The organism is Brevundimonas sp. UBA7506, assembly GCF_002479495.1.
Lineage (GTDB): Bacteria > Pseudomonadota > Alphaproteobacteria > Caulobacterales > Caulobacteraceae > Brevundimonas.
In genome coordinates, this window is the sequence record NZ_DLNQ01000004.1 from 12,905 (window position 1) to 33,224 (window position 20,320).

The following is a 20,320-nucleotide window of genomic DNA, read 5'->3' on the forward strand; positions in this document are numbered from 1 at the left end:
CTTCCTCGGTTTCAAAGACGATCAGGCGCAGCTTGACCTTCAGCGGAGCCGCGAAGGTCATGTCACGCTGGATGCATTCCTCGACGTCGTACTTCGGGTCCTCGAACTCGTAGGACACGTACTCCAGAACGGCGCGCTCGTTGAAGTCCTTGATCGGGAAGACCGACTTGAAGACCGCCTCGATGCCCTGGTCCTTGCGCAGGCCGCTGCGCACTTCGCGCTGCAGGAACTGCTCGTAGGAAGCGCGCTGAACCTCGATCAGGTTCGGCATCTTCACCGCTTCGGGGATGCGCCCGAACGAGTGACGAATACGCTTCTTTCCGGTGAACGAGGTGGCGGAGGCGATCTTACCCAGGGCGAGACCGTCAGTGGAGTTTGCCATTCTGTTTTCCCAATCGCGAGCTCACCCCCACAAAGGAATGAAGACCCGACGTCAATGCAGCAGCCACAGAACGCCAAACAGCGATCCGTGACCGTAAGTTCTCGCGGCGCCCACCCTCGATCCGCTACGGGACCAGGGCGCCTGATATGCCCGCTCCTTGGGAAAGGAGCGACGCCTGCGCACCGGTCGGAGGGCGACAAACCGGGCCTCGGCGCTTTCGCGCGGGATTCTTGGAATCTGCGGAGCGCGCATATATACGCCGTTCTCCGGCGAAATAAAGGCCTCTGGCGCAGACAGGTGACAGTTTCGACCGGCGTGATAAGCCTAGCGGTATGAACCGTATCGCCCTGCCCGCGCTCGCCGCGACCGCCCTCGCTCTGTCCCTGTCCGCTTGCGCCACAGCGCCCGCCACGACCGCCCCCGTCGCGCCGCAGGGCCCCGCCACCCAGGAGAACTGGGAAGTCGGCCAAACCGCCTATCTGATGTGGAACGGCCAGCAGCGCGGCTGGACCACCACGCCTTCGGGCCTGCAGTACCGCCGCGTCGGCAAGGCCAGGCCGGAGGGCGTCCAGCCGACCTCGACCGACACCGTCAAGGTCCACTATCGCGGGACCTTCATCGACGGCCGCGAGTTCGACAGCTCTTACTCGCGCAACGCACCGGCCAGCTTCCCGCTGAACCGCGTCATCAAAGGCTGGACCGAGGGCGTCGCTCTGATGCGCACCGGCGAGACCTATGAGTTCGTCATCCCCGCCGACCTGGCCTATGGCGCGCGCTGGGTCGGCGGCGAGATCCCGCCGAACTCGGTGCTGCGCTTCACCGTCGAGCTTTTGGAAGTAAACCCGGCGAGCTGACACAGCTTCGTCATACGGCTTGACGCAGGGTGCGACACATTGTGGTCTGCGCCCCGCATCGGGCCGCGTGGGGGCGGCCGTTTCCGGATCTCCTGTGATGAAGCGTTTCGCCCTGGCCGTCAGCGCCGCCGCCCTGCTGATTTCGATGGGCGCGCCCGCGCTGGCCCAGGTCGGCACGCCCGCCCTGCCCGTGGCGCTTGCGCCCATCCCGGCCCCGCGCGACGTGGCCTATCCGGGCGTCATCAGCCTCGACGTGGACGCCACCGACATCGACCGCCGTCTGGTCCAGGTGCGCCAGACCATTCCCGTCACCCAGGCAGGGCCCATGGTCCTGCTCTATCCGCAATGGCTGCCGGGCAACCACAGCCCCGCCGGTCCCGTCGCCAACGTCGGCGGCCTGACCTTCACCGCCAACGGTCAGCGGCTGGAGTGGGTGCGCAACACGGTCCAGCCCTGGGCCTATCAGATCACCGTCCCCGCCGGCGTTAGCCAGATCGAGGTCGCCTTCCAGTGGCTGACGCCGATCGAGGGCAGTCAGGGCCGCGTCGTCGTCACCCCCGAAATGCTGAACATCCAGTGGGAGAAGGCCCTGCTCTATCCGGCGGGCTACTACTCGCGCCAGATCACCTTCAAGCCGACGCTGAAGCTGCCGACCGGTTGGAGCTACGGCGCGGGCCTCGACACCGTCAGCTTCGAGAACGGCCTGGCCACTTTCGCCCCCATAACGCTGGACCATCTGGCCGACAGCCCCGTCTTCGCCGGCCAGCACTACCGCCAGATCGACCTTGATCCGGGCGGTCGCTCGCCCGTCCGCCTCAATGTCGTGGCCGACACGGCCAAGATGCTGGAAGCCTCGGACGAACACATCCAGTTGCACCGCAATCTGGTCCAGCAGGCCGACCGTCTGTTCGGCGCGCGCCATTACAACCACTACGACTTCCTCGTGGCGGTGACGGACAAGCTGGGCGGCATTGGTCTGGAGCACCAGCGCTCGTCCGAGAACAGCGTCGATCCCAAATATTTCACTGACCGCGAAGCCACTCTGGCCGACCGCGACCTCTTGGGCCATGAATACACCCACAGCTGGAACGGCAAGTGGCGCCGTCCCGCCGACCAGATGACGCCCAACCTCAACGAGCCGCTGCAGAACTCCCTGCTCTGGGTCTATGAGGGCCAGACGCAGTACTGGGGGCTGGTCCTGACCGCCCGCGCGGGCCTGATGAGCAAGCAACAGGCGCTGGACGTCCTGGCCATGACCGCCGCCAGCTTCCAGAACATCCCCGGCCGCCAGTGGCGCGCCATGCAGGACACCACCAACGACCCCATCATCGCCCAGCGCCGCCCTCAGCCCTGGGGCAGCTACCAGCGCAGCGAGGACTACTACCGCGAGGGCTCGCTGATCTGGCTCGACGCCGACACCCTGATCCGCGAGCAGACCGGCGGCAAGAAATCGCTGGACGACTTCGCCAAGGCCTTCTTCGGCGCCCAGGACGGTGACTGGAACCCGGCCCCCTACACCTTCGACACCGTCACCTCGACGCTGAACGGGGTCCAGGCGAACAACTGGCCCGCCTTCCTGCGCGAGCGTCTGGACGCAGTTGGACCCAACTCGCGCGGTCCGCTGGACGGCATCGAGCGCGGCGGATACCGCCTGGTCTTCAAGGAGCAGCCGTCCGGCTACATGGGCGCGCTCTACAAGGAACTGGGCCGCAACGACTTCACCTATTCGCTCGGCTTCATGATGAACCGGACAAACCGGATCACCTCGGTCGTCTGGGGCGGCCCGGCCTTCGAACAGGGGCTCACCTCGGGCTGGGAAGTGGTCGCCGTCGGCGGTCGCGCCGCCTCGGCCGATGCGCTGAAGGAGGCCGTCACCGCCGCCAAGGGGACATCCGCCCCCATCGAGCTGATCCTCAAGAACGGCGACGTCTTCAAGACCGTCCGCTTCGACTACCACGACGGCCTGCGCTACCCGCATCTGGAGCGGATCAAGGGGACGCCGGACCGGCTGGGCGACATCCTGTCGCCTCGCCGTCGCTGACGCGGCCTGCCAAGCCTTACGCCTGATTACCCCTGAGTTCTGGATACCCGATGACCCGACGCCTGCCTGCCGCCGCCCTCGCCCTGTTGCTGACCTCGGTCGCCTCGACCGCCCAGGCTCATGCCCCGCAGGCCTGGACCGGCCCGCAGGCACCGCCCTCGCCGACGCCCCAGAACACGCCCCTCGGCCTGCCCCGCGCCCTGCCGCCGATCCCGGCGCCGACCGCCGAGACCTATCCCGGCGTCATCAAGTATGAGGTCGACGCCACCGACGTGGAGCGCAAGATCGTCCGCGTCCGCCAGACTATCCCGGTCACGGCCGGGCCTCTGGTCCTGCTCTATCCCAAGTTCCTGCCAGGCAATCACGCCGCCACCGGCCCGATCCAGCTAATCTCGGGCGTGACGGTCACGGGCGGCGGGAATCGCATCGACTGGCTGCGCGACACCATCGACCCCAACGCCTTCCACATCGACGTGCCCCAAGGCGTCAGCGAGATCGTGGTCGAGTTCCAGTGGCTGACCCAGCCCGACAACGCGACCTGGCGCGTGGTCATGACGCCGGAAATGGTCAACCTGCAGTGGGAGAAGGCCCTGCTCTACCCCGCCGGCTACCGCTCGACCGGCATCACCTTCGCCCCGTCGATCCGCCTGCCCGAGGGCTGGAAGTACGGCGTGGCGCTGGACACCGAGCGCTATGAGAACGGCGTGGCGACCTTCCGCCCCACCGACCTCTACACCCTGATCGACAGCCCCCTGTTCGGCGGCGCTCACTTCCAGCGCATCGAGATCGACCCGCGCGGCGAGGCGGTTCACCTGAACATCGTCGCCGACGAAGCCAAGAACATCGCCCCAACGCCGGAGCAGATCGCCTGGTTCGAGAACCTGGTCACCCAGACCGACCGCCTGTTCGGCGCCCGCCCCTATGACCGCTACGACTTCCTGGTCGCCGCCACGTCCAAGATGGGCGGCATCGGCCTGGAGCATCACCGCTCGTCCGAGAACTCGGTCCCGACCGACTTCTTCACCAACTGGGGCAAGAGCATGGGCGCGGTCGGCCTGCTGCCTCACGAGTTCGTCCACGCCTGGAACGGCAAGCGCCAGCGCCCGGCCGACGAACTGACCGCCAACCACAACATCCCGACCCAGAACACCCTGCTGTGGGTCTATGAGGGCCAGACGGAATACTGGGGCGACGTCCTGACGGCCCGCTCGGGTCTGGCGTCGAAGGACGATATCCTGGTCACCGTGGCCGAGAACGCCGCCTTCTACGACAACCAGCCGGGCCGCGAGTGGCGTCCGCTGCAGGACGTCAACAACCACAACCTGCTCGGCTACCGCACCAGCAATCCCTATTCGTCGTGGATGCGCGGGACCGGCGACTACTACCGCGAAAGCCTGCTGATCTGGCTGGACGCCGACACCCTGATCCGCGAGGCGACGGGCGGCAAGAAGTCGCTGGACGACTTCGCCAAGGGCTTCTTCGGCGGCGACGACGGCTCCTACGCCCCGCGCGGCTACACCTTCGACGATGTGGTCACGGCCCTGAACGCCGTCCATCCGCACGACTGGGCCGGCTTCCTGCGCGCCCGCCTGGACGCCAACGGCCCGGACGCCAAGGCGCCGCTGGACGGTCTGGCGCGCGGCGGCTACCGCCTGACCTATACCGACAGCCTGACGGCCGGTGAAAAGCGCATCCAGTCCGGCTGGGCCACCGACTTCCAGTATTCCCTGGGCTTCACCCTGTCCTCGTCGAACAAGCTGACGGGCATTCGCTGGGGCGGCCGCGCCTTCGAGGCCGACATCGGTCCCGGCTGGGAACTGGTCGCCGTCAACGACCGCGCCGCCTCGGCCGAGGTGCTGCGTGACGCCGTCACCGCCGCCAAGGGCACGGACAAGTCGATCAGCCTGCTGCTCAAGAACGGCGACCGCTACCGCACCGTGGCCTTCGACTACCACGACGGCCTGCGCTACCCGCGTCTGGAGCGCATCCCCGGCACGCCGGACCGGATCGGCGACATCCTCAGCCCGCGCCGCCGCTAAGACCGCGTCAGAAACAGAAACGGCCCGGGATCGCTCCCGGGCCGTTTTTCGTATGCACCTGTCGCCTAGACTTGCAGCAGCTTCAGCAGCGCCTCGGCCGCTTCGCGCGACGAGGCGGGGTTCTGGCCGGTTACCAGCGTCCCGTCCGTCAGGACGTATGAGGCCCAGTCGCCCCCCTTGCTGTAGCGGCCGCCGTTGGCCGTCAGCATGTCCTCGACCAGGAAGGGCACGACCTGGGTCAGGCCCACGGCCTCTTCCTCGCTGTTGGTGAAGCCGGTGACGGCCCGCCCCTTGACCAGGGGCTGGCCGTCCGCGCCCTTCACGTCCTTCAGCACGCCGGGCGCATGGCAGACGAAGCCTGTCGGCTTGTCCGCAGCGGCGAAGGCCTGGATCAGGCCGATGGAGACGGGATCATTGGCCAGGTCCCACAGCGGTCCATGCCCGCCGGGATAGAAGACGGCGTCGAAATCCTCAGCCTTCACATCGGCCAGTTTGACCGTGCTCGCCAGCGCGGCCTGGGCCTCGGCGTCGGCCTTGAAGCGGCGGGTGTCCTCGCTCTGGGCGTCCTCGGCGTCGCTCTTGGGGTCCAGCGGCGGCTGTCCGCCCTTGGGCGAGGCGATCACGATTTCAGCCCCGGCGTCCTTGAGGGCGTAATAGGGGGCGGCGAACTCTTCCAGCCAGAAGCCGGTCTTGTGGCCGGTGTCGCCAAGCTGGTCGTGCGACGTCAGAACCATCAGGATCTTCATGGGGGGCATCCTCTTGTGAGGGGCTGAGATGGTCTCGCTCCACCCGCGCCGCCAGTCGCGCCCAAAAGAAAACGGGCCGGAGGTTGCCCCCGACCCGTTCCTTGAAGTCTGAGCCTCGACCCGAGGGTCGAAGCGCAAAATCCGATCTTACTTGATCTGGATCTTGGCGCCGGCTTCTTCGAGCTTCTTCTTCAGCTCTTCAGCGACTTGCTTCGAGACGTTCTCGACGACGTTCTGCGGAGCGCCTTCGACCAGGTCCTTGGCTTCCTTCAGACCCAGGTCGGTGCGGACGCCGCGGACTTCCTTGATCACGTTGATCTTCTTGTCGCCGCCGTCAACCAGGACAACGGTGAACTCGGTTTGCTCTTCAGCGGCTTCAGCCGGAGCAGCAGCGCCGCCAACGGCAGCAACGGCGACCGGAGCAGCAGCCGAGACGCCCCACTTGTCTTCCAGCAGCTTCGACAGTTCAGCGGCTTCCAGGACGGTCAGAGCCGACAGTTCTTCAACGATCTTGGCGAGATCAGCCATTTTAGTCTTCCTTCGGTAGGATGAGGTTCAGAGAGATATGCAGAGATGACGAGGCTTAGGCGGCGTCTTTGGTCGCGTACGCGTTGAAGACGCGAGCCAGTTGGCCGGCGGGTGCTTGCAGGACGCCAGCAACCTTGGTCGCCGGGGCTTGCAGCAGGCCGATCAGCTTGCCACGCAGTTGGTCAAGCGACGGCAGCTTGGACAGGGCGTCGACGCCAGCAGCGTCCAGCACCTTGTCGCCCATGAAACCGCCGATGAGCTTGAACTTGTCGTTGCCCTTGGCGAATTCAGCCGCGACCTTCGCAGCGGTGACCGGATCAGCGGCGTAGGCGATGCCCACCGGACCCTTGAACAGATCGTGGTAGGCCGAGCCTTCCTCGACGCCCAGCGCCTTCAGCGCCAGACGGTTCTTCACCACCTTGAACGCGCCGCCTTCTTTACGAAGGCGACCACGCAGGTCTTCCATCTCCGCAACGGTCAGACCCAGGTTGTGGGTCACGACCACGGCGCCCGCGTCGGCGAACACGCTTTTCAGCGATTCGATCGACTCGGCTTTTTGTGCGCGGTCCATTGCGGTCTCCAGTTTTGGTATTCGCCGCCGGGCTAATTCCCGACGACGGATTTGGCTTAAGCGCCATGCATCGCTGCACAGCGTTCAGGCCGGTCTTATTGTCCGAAGGAAGCAGGCCTATCCGGCCGAAAACGGCTGGATGAAAGGTCTTTGCATCCCCATCTCCCCACGGCGTCAGAAGGCTCTCTGACGATTATGACGCAGGCGACCCCCGCGTCCCGAAGTTCTCGGACAGGATCCGCCAAGGCCGAGGCCGTGACGAGAAGCCGCGCTCTATACACGGCTGGGCGGATAAATCAACGGGTCGAGGGCTTTCTCGCGGCCTGCCCTTTCGGGGCCTCGCCCTGGCAGTCGAACTCGGCGCAGAACTTGGTCATCAGATCGGTCAGATAGACCACCTCGAACCGCTGCATGATCTCGCCCTGGGCCATGCCCGCCTCCATCTGCTTGCGCGCGATCCCGCGCCCCATCGGCGTTTCGTAGAAAGCGACAAGCGCCCGAAGCTCCGCCTCGCTGAAGCGCTCGGCATAGTCGCGGGTCATTTCATCGATCATGGGCCGCATGTGGGTGTTCATGATCTGCAGGGCGTGACGGCGAAACCACCTCGCTTGCTCCTCGGGCACCGAGGCGTCCCACTGAGCGACCTGTCCGTCGAGCAGTTCCTGCATAGCCTTGTCCATGCCGGTGATGGACAGTTGGACATAGCGTTCGGCCAAGGCCTGTCGCTCTGAGGTCTGGGCCGAGGCCGCCGTTCCGAAAGACAGACTGGCGATGATGGCGATGGCGGCGAGATGGCGCATGGGGTTCTCCTACCCCCACTCATAGCGAAGTCGAACGACGTTCGCCATGCACCTACTGCGGTCTAAAATCCCGGATCAGCTGCGCCAGATCGGCTTCATGCACGGCGTCCGCGGCGTCTGCCTGCTTCATCCAGCGGCGCTGGCGTTGCTGATCCTCGGGCCAGGCTCCCAACTGAATCAGAACCTCCAGAGGATAGACGGCGACCACGCAGGCCTGTTCGGCGCCGGTCTTGAGCCGCTTGGCGTAGCGGAAATGGCCGACCGGAGCCTCAAGGGTCTCGCCCTGAACCCCTGCCTCCTCATAGGCTTCCTGAGCCGCCGCCTGCGGATCGGTCTTGCCGACCATGCGGCCGCCCTTGGGGATGACCCAGCGTCGCGTCTCTCGCGAGGTGATCATCATCACCTCGACGCCGTCGTCGCCCAGCCGCCACGGCAGCGCCGCGACCTGACGCGTCTCGGAAGTCTCTGTTCGGGCGGTCGCGCTCATCAGGTCAGGAAGAAGCCGCCAACGAAATAGAAGATCGCGCCGATGGCGGCGGCGGCGGGCATGGTGATGAACCAGGCCGTCACGATGCTGCGCGCCACACTCCAGCGCACGGCCGAGACCCGCTTGGCCGCGCCCACGCCGACAATGGCGCCGGTGATGGTGTGGGTGGTCGACACCGGAATGCCCATGCTGGTCGCCGCGAAGAGGGTGATCGCCCCGCCCGTCTCGGCGCAGAAGCCCTGCTGCGGGCTGAGACGCGTGATGCGCGACCCCATGGTGTGGACGATCTTCCAGCCGCCGAACAGGGTGCCGAGCGCGATGGCCGCCTGACAGGTGATGACCACCCAGAAGGGCACGTGGAATTCGCCGCCCAGCATACCGCGCGAGTACAGCAGGATGGCGATGATCCCCATGGTCTTCTGCGCGTCATTGCCGCCGTGGCCCAGGGAATAGGCCGAGGCCGAAACGAACTGCAGCCCGCGGAAAATCCGGTCCGCAAAGGCCGGGTTGGCCTTGGCGAACAGCCAGGACACGATCAGCACCAGCAGCAGAGCCAGCAGGAAGCCGATGGCCGGCGACATGAAGATGGCGCCCACGGTCTTCAGCACCCCGGCGATGACGACCGCGCTGGTTCCCGCCTTGGCGATGCCCGCGCCCAGCAGGCCGCCGACCAGGGCGTGCGAACTGGACGACGGAATACCCGCCAGCCAGGTGATGACATTCCAGCTGATGGCCCCCATCAGGGCGCCGAAGATCACCTGATCCGAAATCACGTCCGGCGAGATGATGCCCCGCCCAATCGTGTCGGCCACGTGCAGGCCGAAGAAGAGGAAGGCGATGAAGTTGAAGAAGGCGGCCCAGCCGACCGCATAGATCGGCGGCAGAACCCGCGTCGCGACGATGGTGGCGATCGAATTGGCCGCGTCGTGCAGGCCGTTCAGGAAGTCGAACAGCAGGGCGACGCCGATCAGGAAGATCAGGATCAGAAGGGCGTGATCCATCGGACCCTACAGGTGCTCGACCAGAACGCCGTTGATGCGGTTCGCCACATCCTCGAACCGGTCGATGATCTTCTCCAGGTGGTCATAGACCTCGCCGCCGATGATGAACCACAGCGTATTGCCGCCGGTCATGTCGTGGCGGTGCAGCTCGTAGAGCGCCTTCATGCCTTCATCATAGAGGGTGTCGCTCGCGCTCTCCAGCTTGGCGATCTGCTCGGTCAACTCGTTAAGCCGGTCGTGATTCTTGCGCATGGCCGGCAGCAGGGACACCGCCTCCGCCGTCAGCGCGCCGCACTGGACGGCGATGTCGGCCAGTTCGCGCATCTTGGGCGCGAACTCGCGCATCTCGTACAGGGTCACGACCTTGGCCGTCTTCTGCATCTGGTCGATGGTGTCGTCCAGCGAGTTGGTCAGGCCGCGAATGTCCGAGCGGTCAAACGGGGTGATGAAGCTGCGACGCACGGCGAACAGGACTTCGCGCGCGACATCGTCGGCTTCGTGCTCGTGATCGACGATCTTCTGGCACCAGTCGGGCGTGGCCTCGCCGCCGTCCATCATGCCGCGCAGGGCCTGCGCGCCCTTGACCAGGGTGGCGGCGTGGGCGTCGAACAGGCGAAAGAAGTTGTCTTCCTTGGGCAGCAGCGCCTGGAACCAGCTCAGCATCAGTCGTCTCCGAAAGGGCCGCCCGAAGCGACTGCGCCCCAAGACCGGAATTACCCCCCTGCCGTCAAGTCGTCAGAACACGGAAATCGTTTCCTGCAACCATTAGTGCTCAGCGGCCCTGAGCCGCGTCGTACCCCGCCTGGGCCAGCGCCACCTCCGGCATCCGGGTCTCGGCCCAGTCGATCACAGACTGCAAGGCCTGAACCAGCGTGAGCCCCAGGGGCGTGATCGCATAGGTGACGGACACAGGCACCGTGGCTTCGACAGTGCGTGTCGCCAGCCCGTCCCGCTCCATCTGGCGCAGGGTCTGGCTCAGCATCTTCTGCGACACCCCCTCGATCCGTCGCTTCAGGGCGTTGAAGCGCATCGGTTCGTCCGCCAGCGTGGTCAGCAGCAACACGGTCCACTTGTCCGCGATGCGGTCCAGCAGCAATCGCGTCGGGCAGTTGGCGGCATAGACATCGCCGCGCCAAAGCCCTGGGGCGGTTCCCGCAGGGTGACCTGATGAGGTTTCGGTGCCTTCTTGCATGGTTGCTTCCAATATCACACCTGGTCGCCATCGGTAACCTATGGAGTCCTCCCCATGAAAGTCGCAGTTCTCGGCGCCAGCGGCCGCGCCGGATCGGAAATCACCAAGGAACTGGCCCGTCGCGGCCATCAGGTCACGGGCGTGGCCCGCAACCCGGAAGCCATCCCCACCGCCGACGGCGTGACCCCGGTGAAGGGCGACGCCTCCAATCCCGCAGCGCTTGCCGAAATCCTGCGAGGAGCCGACGCCGTCATCAGCGCGCTTCACTTCGATGTACCGGCGGATACCCTGCTAATGGCCGTCAAGGACGCGGGCGTGCCGCGCCTGCTGGTGACCGGCGGCGCCGCCAGCCTAGAGGTCTCGCCGGGCGTTCGCCTGCTCGACACCCCCGAGTTCCCTGCCGAGTGGAAACCCTATGCCGAAGGCGGTGTGGTCTTCCTGGACCGACTGCGCTCGGAAACGGATGTCGACTGGACCTTCTTCTCACCGGCGGCCCTCATTGAGGACGGCCCGCGCCTCGGCCGTTACCGCTTAGGCGGCGACCAACTGGTCGTCGACGACAAGGGAGAAAGCCACATCAGCTTCGCCGACTACGCCATCGCCATGGTCGATGAACTGGAACAGCACCGCCACAGCCGCCGTCGCTTTACCGCCGCCTACTGAGCCTCGCTGCAGGCGGTCGACTAGTTCGCGGTCGCCGCCTGCGCCTTCAGACCCTGCAGTTGCGACTTCATCTCCCGCCGCTCCTGAGCCGTGCATTCCAGCCGGTCGCACAGGCGGTCCATCGCGCGCTCAATCACAGACGGGAGCACTTGCTGGGCCACGGCGGTGACGCGCGGCGTCGCCTCATAGCTTTTGCGGACCATCGACCGCCCCACGTCACTTTCATAGAAGGCGACCAGAGCCTGAAGTTCCTGCAGGGTGAAGATGTCGGCATAGACCGGCGCCATCGCCTTGAAGAGCGCCGGCATATACTCCTGCATCATTTCGGACATGGTCTCCTGAACGGCGCGCGCCTTCTCGGGCGGCAAGCCGTCCGCGGAGGGAAAGAGCCCGCTCAGGGATTCCGCCATGGCACGCCCCATGTCTTCAGGCTGTACCAAGCCGACGAAACGATGGGCCAACTCAAGTTTCTCGGACGCTTCATCCCGGGCTTCGGCCGCGATGGGCGCGGCCAGCATCGCCAGCGCCAAGCAAAGGCCAATGAAAATTTTCGGCATGATCGCTCCCCCTTAGACCCACTCGCCATGCCCACTGAAAGACCATCGGTCAATGAAAAAGACCCCGGAGATCGCTCTCCGGGGCCTTCGTCATTTTCAGCGCGAGGCTCGGATTAACCCAGCGAAGCCGGATCGACCTTGAAGCCCGGGCCCATCGTCGACGACAGGGTGATACGCTTCACATAGGTGCCCTTGGCGCCCGACGGCTTGGCGCGGTTCAGAGCGTCCACGTAAGCCTTGACGTTGGCTTCCAGGGCTTCCTGCGTGAAGGAGACCTTGCCGATGCCGCCGTGAGCGATACCGGCCTTCTCGACGCGGAACTCCACGGCGCCGCCCTTGGCGTCCTTGACGGCCTGGGCGACGTTCGGGGTCACGGTGCCGACCTTGGGGTTCGGCATCAGGCCGCGCGGGCCCAGCACCTTACCCAGACGGCCGACCAGGGCCATCATGTCGGGCGAAGCGATGACGCGGTCGAAGTCCATCAGACCACCGTTGATCTGCTCGTACAGATCTTCGGCGCCGACGTATTCAGCGCCGGCGGCGCGGGCTTCGTCAGCCTTGGCGTCCTTGGCGAAGACGGCGACCTTGACGTCGCGGCCCGTGCCCGACGGCAGGTTGACCACGCCGCGAACCTGCTGGTCGGCGTGACGCGGATCGACGCCCAGGTTGACGGCGATTTCCATCGACTCGTCGAACTTGGCCTTGGCGTTGTCCTTGACCAGCTTGATGGCGTCCGAGAACGACATCAGCTCCTGGGTGACGCCGGTGCGGGCTTTCTGAGCCTTGGTTTGCTTAGCCATGGATTAGCCCTCCACCACTTGGATGCCGATCGCGCGGGCCGAACCTTCGATGATGCGCATGGCGGCATCGATGTCGTTGGCGTTCAGGTCTTTCATCTTCGCTTCAGCGATCTCGCGGACTTGCGCCTGCGTGACCTTGCCGGCGGTTTCGCGACCGACCAGCTTGGCGCCCGACTTAATGCCGGCGGCCTGCTTCAGGTAGAAGGTCGCCGGAGGCGTCTTCGTGATGAAGGTGAAGGACTTGTCCTGGTAGACCGTGATGACGGTCGGCAGCGGGGTGCCCTTGGCGACCTTCTCGGTGCGCGCGTTGAACTCCTTGCAGAAGCCCATGATGTTGACGCCGCGCTGACCCAGTGCCGGGCCGATCGGGGGCGAAGGCGTGGCCGAACCGGCCGCAACTTGCAGTTTGATATAGCCGAGAATCTTCTTGGCCATTGGTCTCTCCTATGGATGACCCCGACAGAGACTGAAGGGGCCGGTGAGCCGTGGTCCGGCATGGCTGCCTCCCACGGATTTGCCGCCGATCGACTCAAAGGCCGACGGGCGAAGGCGCGCGTTTAGCAGGGCGGCCCTGCAAACGCAAACGAGGGCCGCAGGCGCGACCCTCGAATGTCTGAACCGAAAAGGCCCGGCTTAGCCGGCGGTCTTCTCGACCTGATTGTATTCCAGATCCACCGGGGTCGGGCGACCGAAGATGGAGACGGCCACGCGCAGGCGGGCGTTGTCTTCGTCGACGCTCTCGACCTGACCGTCGAAGCTGGCGAACGGACCGTCGATGACCTTGACGGTTTCGCCGATGTCGAAGCGGATCGTGGGCTTCGGACGCTCGACGCCCTCTTCCACGGCGCCGATGATGTTCTGAACTTCACGTTCCGAGACCGGCAGGGGCTTGGTGCCGCCCGCGGCGCCCAGGAAGCCCGTGACCTTCGGCGTATTCTTGACCAGGTGATAGGCGTTGTCGGTCATCTCCATCTTCACCAGCACGTAGCCGGGGAAGAATTTGCGTTCCGAGTTCACCTTGCGGCCGCGACGGATCTCGACGACTTCCTCGGTCGGAACCAGGATTTCGGAGAAGTTGTCTTCCAGGCCTTGCTGCTTCGCCTGCTCGCGCAGTTGCTCCGCGACCTTCTTTTCGAAGTTCGAGTAAGCGTTGACGATATACCATTTGTGGCGGGGATTGGCCGCCGGCTTGGGCGCTGCATCGCTCATGTGCGCGTCTCCTTTATTGGCCGAGGCCGAGAATGAAGCGGGACGCAAAACCCAGACCCATGTCGACGATCCAGAAGAAGGCCGAGGCGATCAGGACCATGATGAAGACCATCACCGAGGTGATCCAGGTCTCCTTGCGGCTGGGCCAGACGATCTTGCGGGCTTCAGCGCGAACCTGGCTGAAGAACTGCGCAGGCGACGTCTTCTTCTTGGGTGCAGGCGCGTCAACGGCGACCGTTGCGGCGCCGGATGCGGCGGCTGCGGTCTGGTTTCCCACGGTGCGGCGACCGCCGGGGGTCTTCGCCTTGGCCATATGACGTCTCTTCAACCTCTGGAACCTGTCGCCTCACATGGGAACTCCCAAGCGACTGCGACAGGGGGAATGGCAGGAGCGGAGGGACTCGAACCCACGACCCTCGGTTTTGGAGACCGATGCTCTACCAGCTGAGCTACACTCCTAGTGTCCCGGACAAAGATCAATGCGCCGTGAGCAAGCTCGACGGCGCTAACCTCGCCAGAGGGGCGCATATGCCTGACGGCCGATCGCATTTCAAGGGGCGTTTCACGATAACCGTCGATAGATGCGCAGCCTTGTTCAGAACAGCCGCGCCACGGCGCTCGGCTCATAGCTGACGCCATGCACGACGCGGTCGGGATCGCCGATCGAGAAGGTCTGGGCGCGGCTGCGGCCGTCGATCACGGCCACCGCCTCGACCTGTTCGGGAATCACCTTGACCACCGCCACTGCATCGCCGCCGGGGGCCCAGGGGCTGATCTCGGGCGAACGCTTGATGATCAGATCGTTCAGACGCTGCACCTCGTCGCCGTCGGTCACCTCCTCGGCCCGGCCGTCGATGGACAGGCCGACCGCCTCCCCCTCTCCGGCCATGCCGCGCACGGCGACGCCGACACGCGGATCGGCGATGATGTTGCGCAGCTTCTCGCTGTCGCGAGCCGTGACGAAGTAGAGGTTCAGCCCGTCGTTCAGATAGCCCAGGGTGCTGGCCTGGGGCCGTCCGTCGGCGCGATTGGAGGCCAGGGTCATCAGCCGCTGGCCATCGAGCAGCTTCAAAATTGCGGCCACCGCGCCGCCGCGGATAGGGACCACGCTGGATGTCGACTCTGCGGTCATGACCTGAACTCCTTGGCTGAGAGAACCTGCGGCGGGGCCGCCGGGTTCACCTTGACACAGATCAAGGCGATTTGGCCCCGAGCGCGCGAAATGGCCGCATGACCGAGTCCCGCCTCATGCCAGACGCGCCGCGCCTGGATGTCGTTCCCCTCACCGAGGCCGAGGCGCCGGCCGAGTTCGCCCTGGCCCGAATGTGGCGGCCCGATCTGGGCGCGGACCAATGGCGCACCTTCCTGCGCGACTGGCGCACTGCCCCCGACAGTCGCGGCATCCTCAGCGCCCGTAATCAGCGCGGCGGCGTCCTGGGCTTCGTCAGTTGGTGGCGGCAACCGGATCTGGAATACGGCGAGACCCTGTGGGCCGGCCCCTTCGTGGTCCGGGAAATGGGCGTGCGGCCTCTGGTGCGGCAAAGTCTGGCGGTGGAGCTGACCGCCCTGGCGCATCGGCTGGGCGCAAAGCTGCGCTATGCCGAAGACGTCGCCTAGGACAGCCTGCCCACTTCGAAAGCGATCCGCGTTCAGCTAGGCTGCAGCGCAATGCTGGAGCCGACCATGACCGCCCGTAACGCCGCCCTGGCCGAACCCGCCGCCGATCCTGCCGACGTCCGCCTGGAAGACGTCCATCCCTGCGCGACCTGCGGGGCGCGGCCCCTGGGCGTCTGCGCCGACCTGAAGGGCCATGAACTGCAGAGCATGGCCTGCGCCAGCGAGACTATCAGCGCCCAGCCCGGTCAGGCCCTGTTCCACGAAGGCGATCCCAATCCCTTCGTCTTCAATGTCGTCGAGGGCGCAGTGAAGCTGTATCGCCTGCTGCCCGACGGTCGGCGCCAGATCACCGGCTTCCTGTTCCAGGGCGACTTCCTGGGTCTGGGCGGTCGCGGACCCTCCAGCTTTACCGCCGAGGCTCTGACGCCGCTCAGCGCCTGCCGTTTCCGGCGCGGCGACTTCGATCAACTGCTGAACGCCCTGCCCGCGCTGGAGCACCGCCTGGTGGCCATGGCCGGCGACGAGCTGATGGCGGCGCAGGAACAGATCGTGCTGCTGGGCCGCAAGACGGCGCGCGAGCGGATCGCCAGCTTCCTGACCCGCCTGTCGGCGCGGCAGGTGCAACTGGGCGGCGCCGAGGGCCACGTTCACTTGCCCATGACCCGCCTGGACATCGCCGACTACCTGGGCCTGACCATCGAGACGGTGAGCCGGGTCTTCACCCAGTTCAAGACCTCGGGCCTGATCCAACTGCTGCCGAACAATGAAGTGGCCCTGCCCGATCCCGATGCGCTGAAGGCCCTGGGCGAGGGCGCGGCCTGAGCTGAAAGAATGATCGCAGGCGCGGCCTGAAATCAAACGGGCGATGGGGGTGCAGGCTGACGTCCCGCACCCCCGCCCCGCATCGACGCGGAAGTCCTAGAACTTCCGACCGACGCCCACCGACACGACCCATGGATCCAGGCTGACGCTGCTCTTCAGCGCGCCGCCGTTGATTTTGGCGTCCGTGTCGAACCACACCTTCTTGGCGTCCAGATTCAGGGTCCACGGCCCCGACAGGTTCCAGTCCGCCCCGGCCTGCAAGGCGACGCCGAAGCCGTCATCCAGATCGACCTCGAAGCCGTTCTTATCCTTGCCGTCGAAGAAGGCCATGTAGCTGACGCCGGCGCCGACATAGGGGCTGATCGTCGCATTCGGCGTCGGGCGGTATTGCAGCGTCACCACCGGCGGCAGGACCCAGGTCTCGTGCACCGCAACATCCGTTCCCGCCCCCTTGGCGCGGACCTCGTGCTGGGTGGCGCCGAGGATGGCTTCGACGGCCCAGTGGTCGGCGACGAAATAGGTGAAGCCCAGGGTCGGCATCCAGTCGTCGCTGACGTCGACCTGCAGGCCGCTGTCGGCGCCCGCGGCGGTGAGGATGGCGTCGTCGGCCTGCGGCAGGACGCCGGTCATCCGGGCGGTGACGACCAGCGAGCCCTTGCCGACGGGCTCGGGAGCGACGGCTTGCGCCGAGGCGGCGCCCGCCAGGGTCAGAACACTGGCGGCGGCCAGAAGGGCGGCGGCGGTCTTCATCGGTATCAATCCCCGACAATCGCCGGATCGAGGAGGGTCCGGCTTCGATGTCGAGAACACTCTTCCACGCCCCCTGCCCTGACGCCTTGATCCAGCGCAAGGCCATGGAAATACGCATGAAAAAGCCTCTTCGACCGAGATCGAAGAGGCTGATTTCATTGACGAAGCGATCAGGGCTCGGAGCGGCCCTCATCCCCTTCGTCGAACAGCTGGAACTCGTGCCAGACGCCGTTCAGCACGCCGAACGCCACCGCCAGGCCGAGGCCCAGGATCCAGGCGAAATACCACATGGGACGATCTCCTTTCGCGGGATCAGTAGAGGTCGGGATTGGTCTTGAGAGCGGCTGTGCTCGAACGGCCCCACAGCACCTTGTAGACCCACGAGGTGTAGAGCAGCACGATCGGCATGAAGACCACCACCACGACCAGCATGATGAACAGGGTCGTATGGCTGGACGAGGCGTTCCACACCGTCAGGCTGGACTGAGGATTGATCGAGCTGGGCAGAATGAAGGGGAACATCGACAGGCCGACCGTTGAGATGATCCCCACCGCCGAGGCCGAGGAACCGCCGAAGGCCATGGCCGGGGACCGGCGCCACATGCCGATCAGGCCCACCAGGGCGCCGAGGAAGCCCAGAACCGGAGCGATGATCATCCACGGATAGAGGCCGTAGTTGTCCATCCAGGCGCCAGGCGCGGCCTCGACCGTGGTGCGCAGCGGGTTGGAGAAGCCCGCCGTGTCCAGCACGCCCGTGATACGGAAGCCGATGTCGCCAAAGGCGATGAACAGGCCGCCGACCGCGAAGAGCACCAGGCTGAGCAGACCGGCGACAGTGCCGATGGCGCGGGCGCGGTGCAGCACCGGCCCCTGCTCGCCCTTGATCGACAGCCAGGCCGCGCCATGCAGCACCAGCATGCAGACCGACAGCAGACCGCAGATCAGGGTGAAGGGCGAAAACAGGCCCAGCAGCGTGCCCTCGTAGAAGGAGCGCAGATCGCTATCCAGGCGGAAGGGCGCGCCCAGCAGGACGTTGCCGACAGCCACGCCGAACACCAAGGCCGGGACGAAACTGCCGATGAACAGGCCCCAGTCCCACATCGAGCGCCAGCGCTTGTCGGCACGCTTGGACCGGTACTTGAACGACACGGGCCGCAGGATCAGCGCCGACAAGACCAGGAACATGGCCAGGTAGAAGCCGGAGAAGCTGACGGCATAAACAAAGGGCCAGGCGGCGAATATCGCCGCGCCGCCGACGATGAACCAGACCTGGTTGCCCTCCCAGGTCGCGCCGACGGTGTTGATCACCATGCGGCGCTCTTCATCCGTCTTGGCGACGAAGGGCAGCAGGGCGCCGACGCCCATGTCGAAGCCGTCCGTCAGGGCGAAGCCGATCAGCAGCACGCCCAGCAGTCCCCACCAGATCAGGCGGAGCGTGGTGTAGTCGAGGGGAAGTTCCATCTCTCTTGTTTCCTTGAACGACCGGGGTCAGGCGACCGCCGGTTCGCCTTCCGCCTGAGGTTCATCGGGGACGTCGTGCTGGTTGAAGGGGCCTTTCTTGATCGCGCGAAGGATCAGGCCGACCTCGATCACCGCCAGGGCGCCGTACAGGACGGTGAAGCCGATGATGGTGGTCCAAAGCTGCGCCACGGTCAGGCTGGACGCGCCCAGGAAGGTCGGCAGGACGCCTTCCACGGCCCAGGGCTGACGGCCCACTTCGGCCAGGACCCAACCGGACTCGATGGCGATCCACGGCAGGGGGATGGCCAGAACGGCCAGACGCAGGAACCAGCGCGTGTCGTGCTTGCGCAGGGTGCACAGGACGAAGGCCGTGGCGAACAGACCGATCATCAGGAAGCCGATGCCGGCCATGATGCGGAAGACCCAGAACATCAGCGGCACATTGGGTACGGTGTCCCAGGCCGCCTGCTTGATCTGCTCGGGCGTGGCCTGACGCGGATCGGCGACATAGCGTTTCAGCAGCAGGCCGTAGCCCAGGTCGTTGCGCACCGATTCAAACTGCGCGCGAGCAGCCATGTCGGTGTGGTCGGCCTTGACCTTCTCCAGGGCGTCATAGGCGACGACGCCGCGTTCGATACGGTCTTCAGCGACAGCGACCAGTTCCAGAATGCCGATCACCGGCTTGTCGATGCTGCGCGTCGAGATCAGGCCCAGGACATAGGGAATCTTGACCTCGAAATGGGTGTGACGGTCTTCCAGGCTGGGCAGGCCGAAGGCGGTCAGACCCGCAGGCGCCGGCTCGGTGCGCCACATGGCTTCCAGCGCGGCCAGCTTCATCTTCTGGTTGTCGGTCAGGGCATACCCCGACTCATCGCCCAGAACGACGACCGACAGCGACGACAGCAGGCCGAAGGCGGCCGCCACGGTCATGGACCGCTTGGCGAACCCGACGTGTTTGCCCTTCAACAGATAGAAGGCCGAGATGCCCAGCACGACCACGGCGGCGCAGACGTAGCCGGCCGAAACGGTGTGGACGAACTTGGCCTGGGCCACCGGGTTGAAGATCACCGCCATGAAGTCCACGACTTCCATGCGCATGGTGTCGGGGTTGAAGGCGGCGCCGACCGGGTTCTGCATCCAGCCGTTGGCGACCAGGATCCACAGGGCCGACAGGTTGGTGCCCAGCGCCACCAGGAAGGTGACGAACAGGTGCCCTACGCGCGGCAGCTTGTCCCAGCCGAAGAACATCAGGCCGACGAAGGTGGCTTCCAGGAAGAAGGCCATCAGCCCTTCAATGGCCAGCGGGGCCCCGAAGATGTCGCCGACATAGTGGGAGTAATAGGACCAGTTCATGCCGAACTGGAATTCCATGGTCAGGCCGGTGGCCACGCCCAGAACGAAGTTGATGCCGAACAGCACGCCCCAGAACCGGGTGATGGTTCGCCATATAGGCCTGCGCGTCATGACATAGATGCTCTCCATGATGACCAGCATGAAGGAGAGGCCCAGCGTGAGGGGCACGAACAGAAAGTGGTATAGCGCCGTCAGTGCGAACTGAAGGCGTGACAGGTCTACGACCGCCAGGTCGATCATGGGCTCAGGCTCCTGACCGCCAGCCCCCATCGACCGGCGTTCTACTATAACCTAAAGCAGCGCCGTGGGGCGCGCCTTGATCCGGATCAAAGCCCAACCGGGACGACTCGCTCTAGACGGCGTTTCGCCCAAGGCTGTTTCGTCACAAGGACGATTCGCCCAATGCGCCTTCGCGCTGGTCTATGTCTGTTCGCGCGGACGGAGCAG

25 protein-coding genes and 1 tRNA gene are annotated in these 20,320 nt (G+C 65.5%); 6 read left to right on the forward strand and 20 right to left on the reverse strand.

Features of this window, described 5'->3' with window-relative positions:
* On the reverse strand, positions 1 to 382 hold a 382-nt coding region (locus B3K53_RS01630), incomplete at its 3' end, for a hypothetical protein (protein ID WP_292082332.1).
* 332 nt (positions 383 to 714) lie between these two features.
* Here B3K53_RS01630 and B3K53_RS01635 point away from each other — a divergent pair.
* The 3 genes from B3K53_RS01635 (at position 715) to B3K53_RS01645 (ending at position 5,316) form a co-directional block, all read left to right on the forward strand.
* A complete protein-coding gene (locus B3K53_RS01635) occupies positions 715 to 1,236 on the forward strand; it encodes an FKBP-type peptidyl-prolyl cis-trans isomerase (protein ID WP_292082333.1) in 522 nt (173 codons plus the stop codon).
* Between the two features lie 97 nt (positions 1,237 to 1,333).
* Entirely contained in the window at positions 1,334 to 3,277 is a 1,944-nt protein-coding gene (locus tag B3K53_RS01640) for a M61 family metallopeptidase (RefSeq protein WP_292082334.1), read from the forward strand.
* A gap of 50 nt (positions 3,278 to 3,327) precedes the next feature.
* Entirely contained in the window at positions 3,328 to 5,316 is a 1,989-nt protein-coding gene (locus tag B3K53_RS01645) for a M61 family metallopeptidase (RefSeq protein WP_292082335.1), read from the forward strand.
* Positions 5,317 to 5,381: 65 nt separating this feature from the next.
* Here B3K53_RS01645 and B3K53_RS01650 read toward each other — a convergent pair whose 3' ends face one another.
* The 8 genes from B3K53_RS01650 to B3K53_RS01685 all read right to left on the reverse strand — a co-directional run bounded on the left by B3K53_RS01650 (position 5,382) and on the right by B3K53_RS01685 (position 10,641).
* Positions 5,382 to 6,062, reverse strand: coding sequence for a type 1 glutamine amidotransferase domain-containing protein (locus tag B3K53_RS01650; protein ID WP_292082336.1), 681 nt, complete (start codon positions 6,060 to 6,062; stop codon positions 5,382 to 5,384).
* A 147-nt stretch (positions 6,063 to 6,209) separates the two neighbouring features.
* Positions 6,210 to 6,590 (reverse strand): 50S ribosomal protein L7/L12, encoded by a 381-nt coding sequence (rplL, locus tag B3K53_RS01655; protein WP_105563615.1) that lies wholly within the window; start codon positions 6,588 to 6,590, stop codon positions 6,210 to 6,212.
* 55 nt (positions 6,591 to 6,645) lie between these two features.
* Positions 6,646 to 7,161, reverse strand: a complete 516-nt coding sequence (gene rplJ / locus B3K53_RS01660) for a 50S ribosomal protein L10 (protein WP_207826342.1) — start codon at positions 7,159 to 7,161, stop codon at positions 6,646 to 6,648.
* Between the two features lie 296 nt (positions 7,162 to 7,457).
* The gene (locus tag B3K53_RS01665) at positions 7,458 to 7,961 is read right to left on the reverse strand and encodes a DUF2059 domain-containing protein (RefSeq protein WP_292082337.1); all 504 of its coding nucleotides are present in this window, start codon (positions 7,959 to 7,961) and stop codon (positions 7,458 to 7,460) included.
* 52 nt (positions 7,962 to 8,013) lie between these two features.
* Positions 8,014 to 8,448 carry an NUDIX hydrolase gene (locus B3K53_RS01670; RefSeq protein ID WP_292082338.1) on the reverse strand — a complete coding sequence of 145 codons (435 nt, stop codon included), beginning with the start codon at positions 8,446 to 8,448 and terminating at the stop codon, positions 8,014 to 8,016.
* Entirely contained in the window at positions 8,448 to 9,449 is a 1,002-nt protein-coding gene (locus B3K53_RS01675) for an inorganic phosphate transporter (protein WP_292082339.1), read from the reverse strand. Before B3K53_RS01675 ends, B3K53_RS01670 begins: the two co-directional genes overlap by 1 nt.
* 6 nt (positions 9,450 to 9,455) lie before the next feature.
* Positions 9,456 to 10,112: a DUF47 domain-containing protein gene (locus tag B3K53_RS01680; RefSeq protein WP_292082340.1), complete on the reverse strand. Its 657-nt coding sequence runs from the start codon at positions 10,110 to 10,112 to the stop codon at positions 9,456 to 9,458.
* Positions 10,113 to 10,221: 109 nt separating this feature from the next.
* Positions 10,222 to 10,641, reverse strand: coding sequence for a winged helix-turn-helix transcriptional regulator (locus B3K53_RS01685; protein ID WP_292082341.1), 420 nt, complete (start codon positions 10,639 to 10,641; stop codon positions 10,222 to 10,224).
* Positions 10,642 to 10,695: 54 nt separating this feature from the next.
* On the opposite strand from B3K53_RS01685, the gene B3K53_RS01690 reads away from it, so the two are divergent.
* Complete coding sequence (locus tag B3K53_RS01690) at positions 10,696 to 11,304, forward strand: NAD(P)-dependent oxidoreductase (RefSeq protein WP_292082342.1); 609 nt, start codon at positions 10,696 to 10,698, stop codon at positions 11,302 to 11,304.
* 20 nt (positions 11,305 to 11,324) lie between these two features.
* Here B3K53_RS01690 and B3K53_RS01695 read toward each other — a convergent pair whose 3' ends face one another.
* From B3K53_RS01695 to B3K53_RS01725, 7 genes are all read right to left on the reverse strand, one after another.
* Complete coding sequence (locus B3K53_RS01695) at positions 11,325 to 11,861, reverse strand: DUF2059 domain-containing protein (protein ID WP_292082343.1); 537 nt, start codon at positions 11,859 to 11,861, stop codon at positions 11,325 to 11,327.
* 113 nt (positions 11,862 to 11,974) lie between these two features.
* Positions 11,975 to 12,661 carry a 50S ribosomal protein L1 gene (rplA, locus tag B3K53_RS01700; RefSeq protein WP_292082344.1) on the reverse strand — a complete coding sequence of 229 codons (687 nt, stop codon included), beginning with the start codon at positions 12,659 to 12,661 and terminating at the stop codon, positions 11,975 to 11,977.
* A gap of 3 nt (positions 12,662 to 12,664) precedes the next feature.
* A complete protein-coding gene (rplK, locus tag B3K53_RS01705) occupies positions 12,665 to 13,096 on the reverse strand; it encodes a 50S ribosomal protein L11 (RefSeq protein ID WP_292082345.1) in 432 nt (143 codons plus the stop codon).
* A 198-nt stretch (positions 13,097 to 13,294) separates the two neighbouring features.
* The gene (nusG, locus tag B3K53_RS01710) at positions 13,295 to 13,870 is read right to left on the reverse strand and encodes a transcription termination/antitermination protein NusG (protein WP_292082346.1); all 576 of its coding nucleotides are present in this window, start codon (positions 13,868 to 13,870) and stop codon (positions 13,295 to 13,297) included.
* A 13-nt stretch (positions 13,871 to 13,883) separates the two neighbouring features.
* The gene (gene secE, locus B3K53_RS01715; RefSeq protein WP_292082347.1) at positions 13,884 to 14,183 is read right to left on the reverse strand and encodes a preprotein translocase subunit SecE; all 300 of its coding nucleotides are present in this window, start codon (positions 14,181 to 14,183) and stop codon (positions 13,884 to 13,886) included.
* A 70-nt stretch (positions 14,184 to 14,253) separates the two neighbouring features.
* Positions 14,254 to 14,329, reverse strand: a tRNA-Trp gene (locus tag B3K53_RS01720).
* A 136-nt stretch (positions 14,330 to 14,465) separates the two neighbouring features.
* Positions 14,466 to 15,002, reverse strand: coding sequence for a pyridoxamine 5'-phosphate oxidase family protein (locus tag B3K53_RS01725; RefSeq protein ID WP_292082348.1), 537 nt, complete (start codon positions 15,000 to 15,002; stop codon positions 14,466 to 14,468).
* A 98-nt stretch (positions 15,003 to 15,100) separates the two neighbouring features.
* On the opposite strand from B3K53_RS01725, the gene B3K53_RS01730 reads away from it, so the two are divergent.
* Positions 15,101 to 15,487: a hypothetical protein gene (locus B3K53_RS01730; RefSeq protein WP_292082350.1), complete on the forward strand. Its 387-nt coding sequence runs from the start codon at positions 15,101 to 15,103 to the stop codon at positions 15,485 to 15,487.
* Between the two features lie 66 nt (positions 15,488 to 15,553).
* Complete coding sequence (locus B3K53_RS01735; RefSeq protein WP_292082351.1) at positions 15,554 to 16,309, forward strand: Crp/Fnr family transcriptional regulator; 756 nt, start codon at positions 15,554 to 15,556, stop codon at positions 16,307 to 16,309.
* Between the two features lie 96 nt (positions 16,310 to 16,405).
* Here B3K53_RS01735 and B3K53_RS01740 read toward each other — a convergent pair whose 3' ends face one another.
* The 4 genes from B3K53_RS01740 to B3K53_RS01755 all read right to left on the reverse strand — a co-directional run bounded on the left by B3K53_RS01740 (position 16,406) and on the right by B3K53_RS01755 (position 20,110).
* Positions 16,406 to 17,059 carry an OmpW/AlkL family protein gene (locus B3K53_RS01740; RefSeq protein WP_292082352.1) on the reverse strand — a complete coding sequence of 218 codons (654 nt, stop codon included), beginning with the start codon at positions 17,057 to 17,059 and terminating at the stop codon, positions 16,406 to 16,408.
* A gap of 170 nt (positions 17,060 to 17,229) precedes the next feature.
* On the reverse strand, positions 17,230 to 17,349 hold the full coding sequence (gene cydX, locus B3K53_RS01745; protein WP_114818411.1) for a cytochrome bd-I oxidase subunit CydX: 120 nt from the start codon (positions 17,347 to 17,349) through the stop codon (positions 17,230 to 17,232).
* Between the two features lie 22 nt (positions 17,350 to 17,371).
* A complete protein-coding gene (gene cydB / locus B3K53_RS01750; protein WP_292082353.1) occupies positions 17,372 to 18,520 on the reverse strand; it encodes a cytochrome d ubiquinol oxidase subunit II in 1,149 nt (382 codons plus the stop codon).
* Positions 18,521 to 18,547: 27 nt separating this feature from the next.
* Entirely contained in the window at positions 18,548 to 20,110 is a 1,563-nt protein-coding gene (locus B3K53_RS01755; protein WP_292082359.1) for a cytochrome ubiquinol oxidase subunit I, read from the reverse strand.
* Positions 20,111 to 20,320 lie beyond the last annotated feature (210 nt).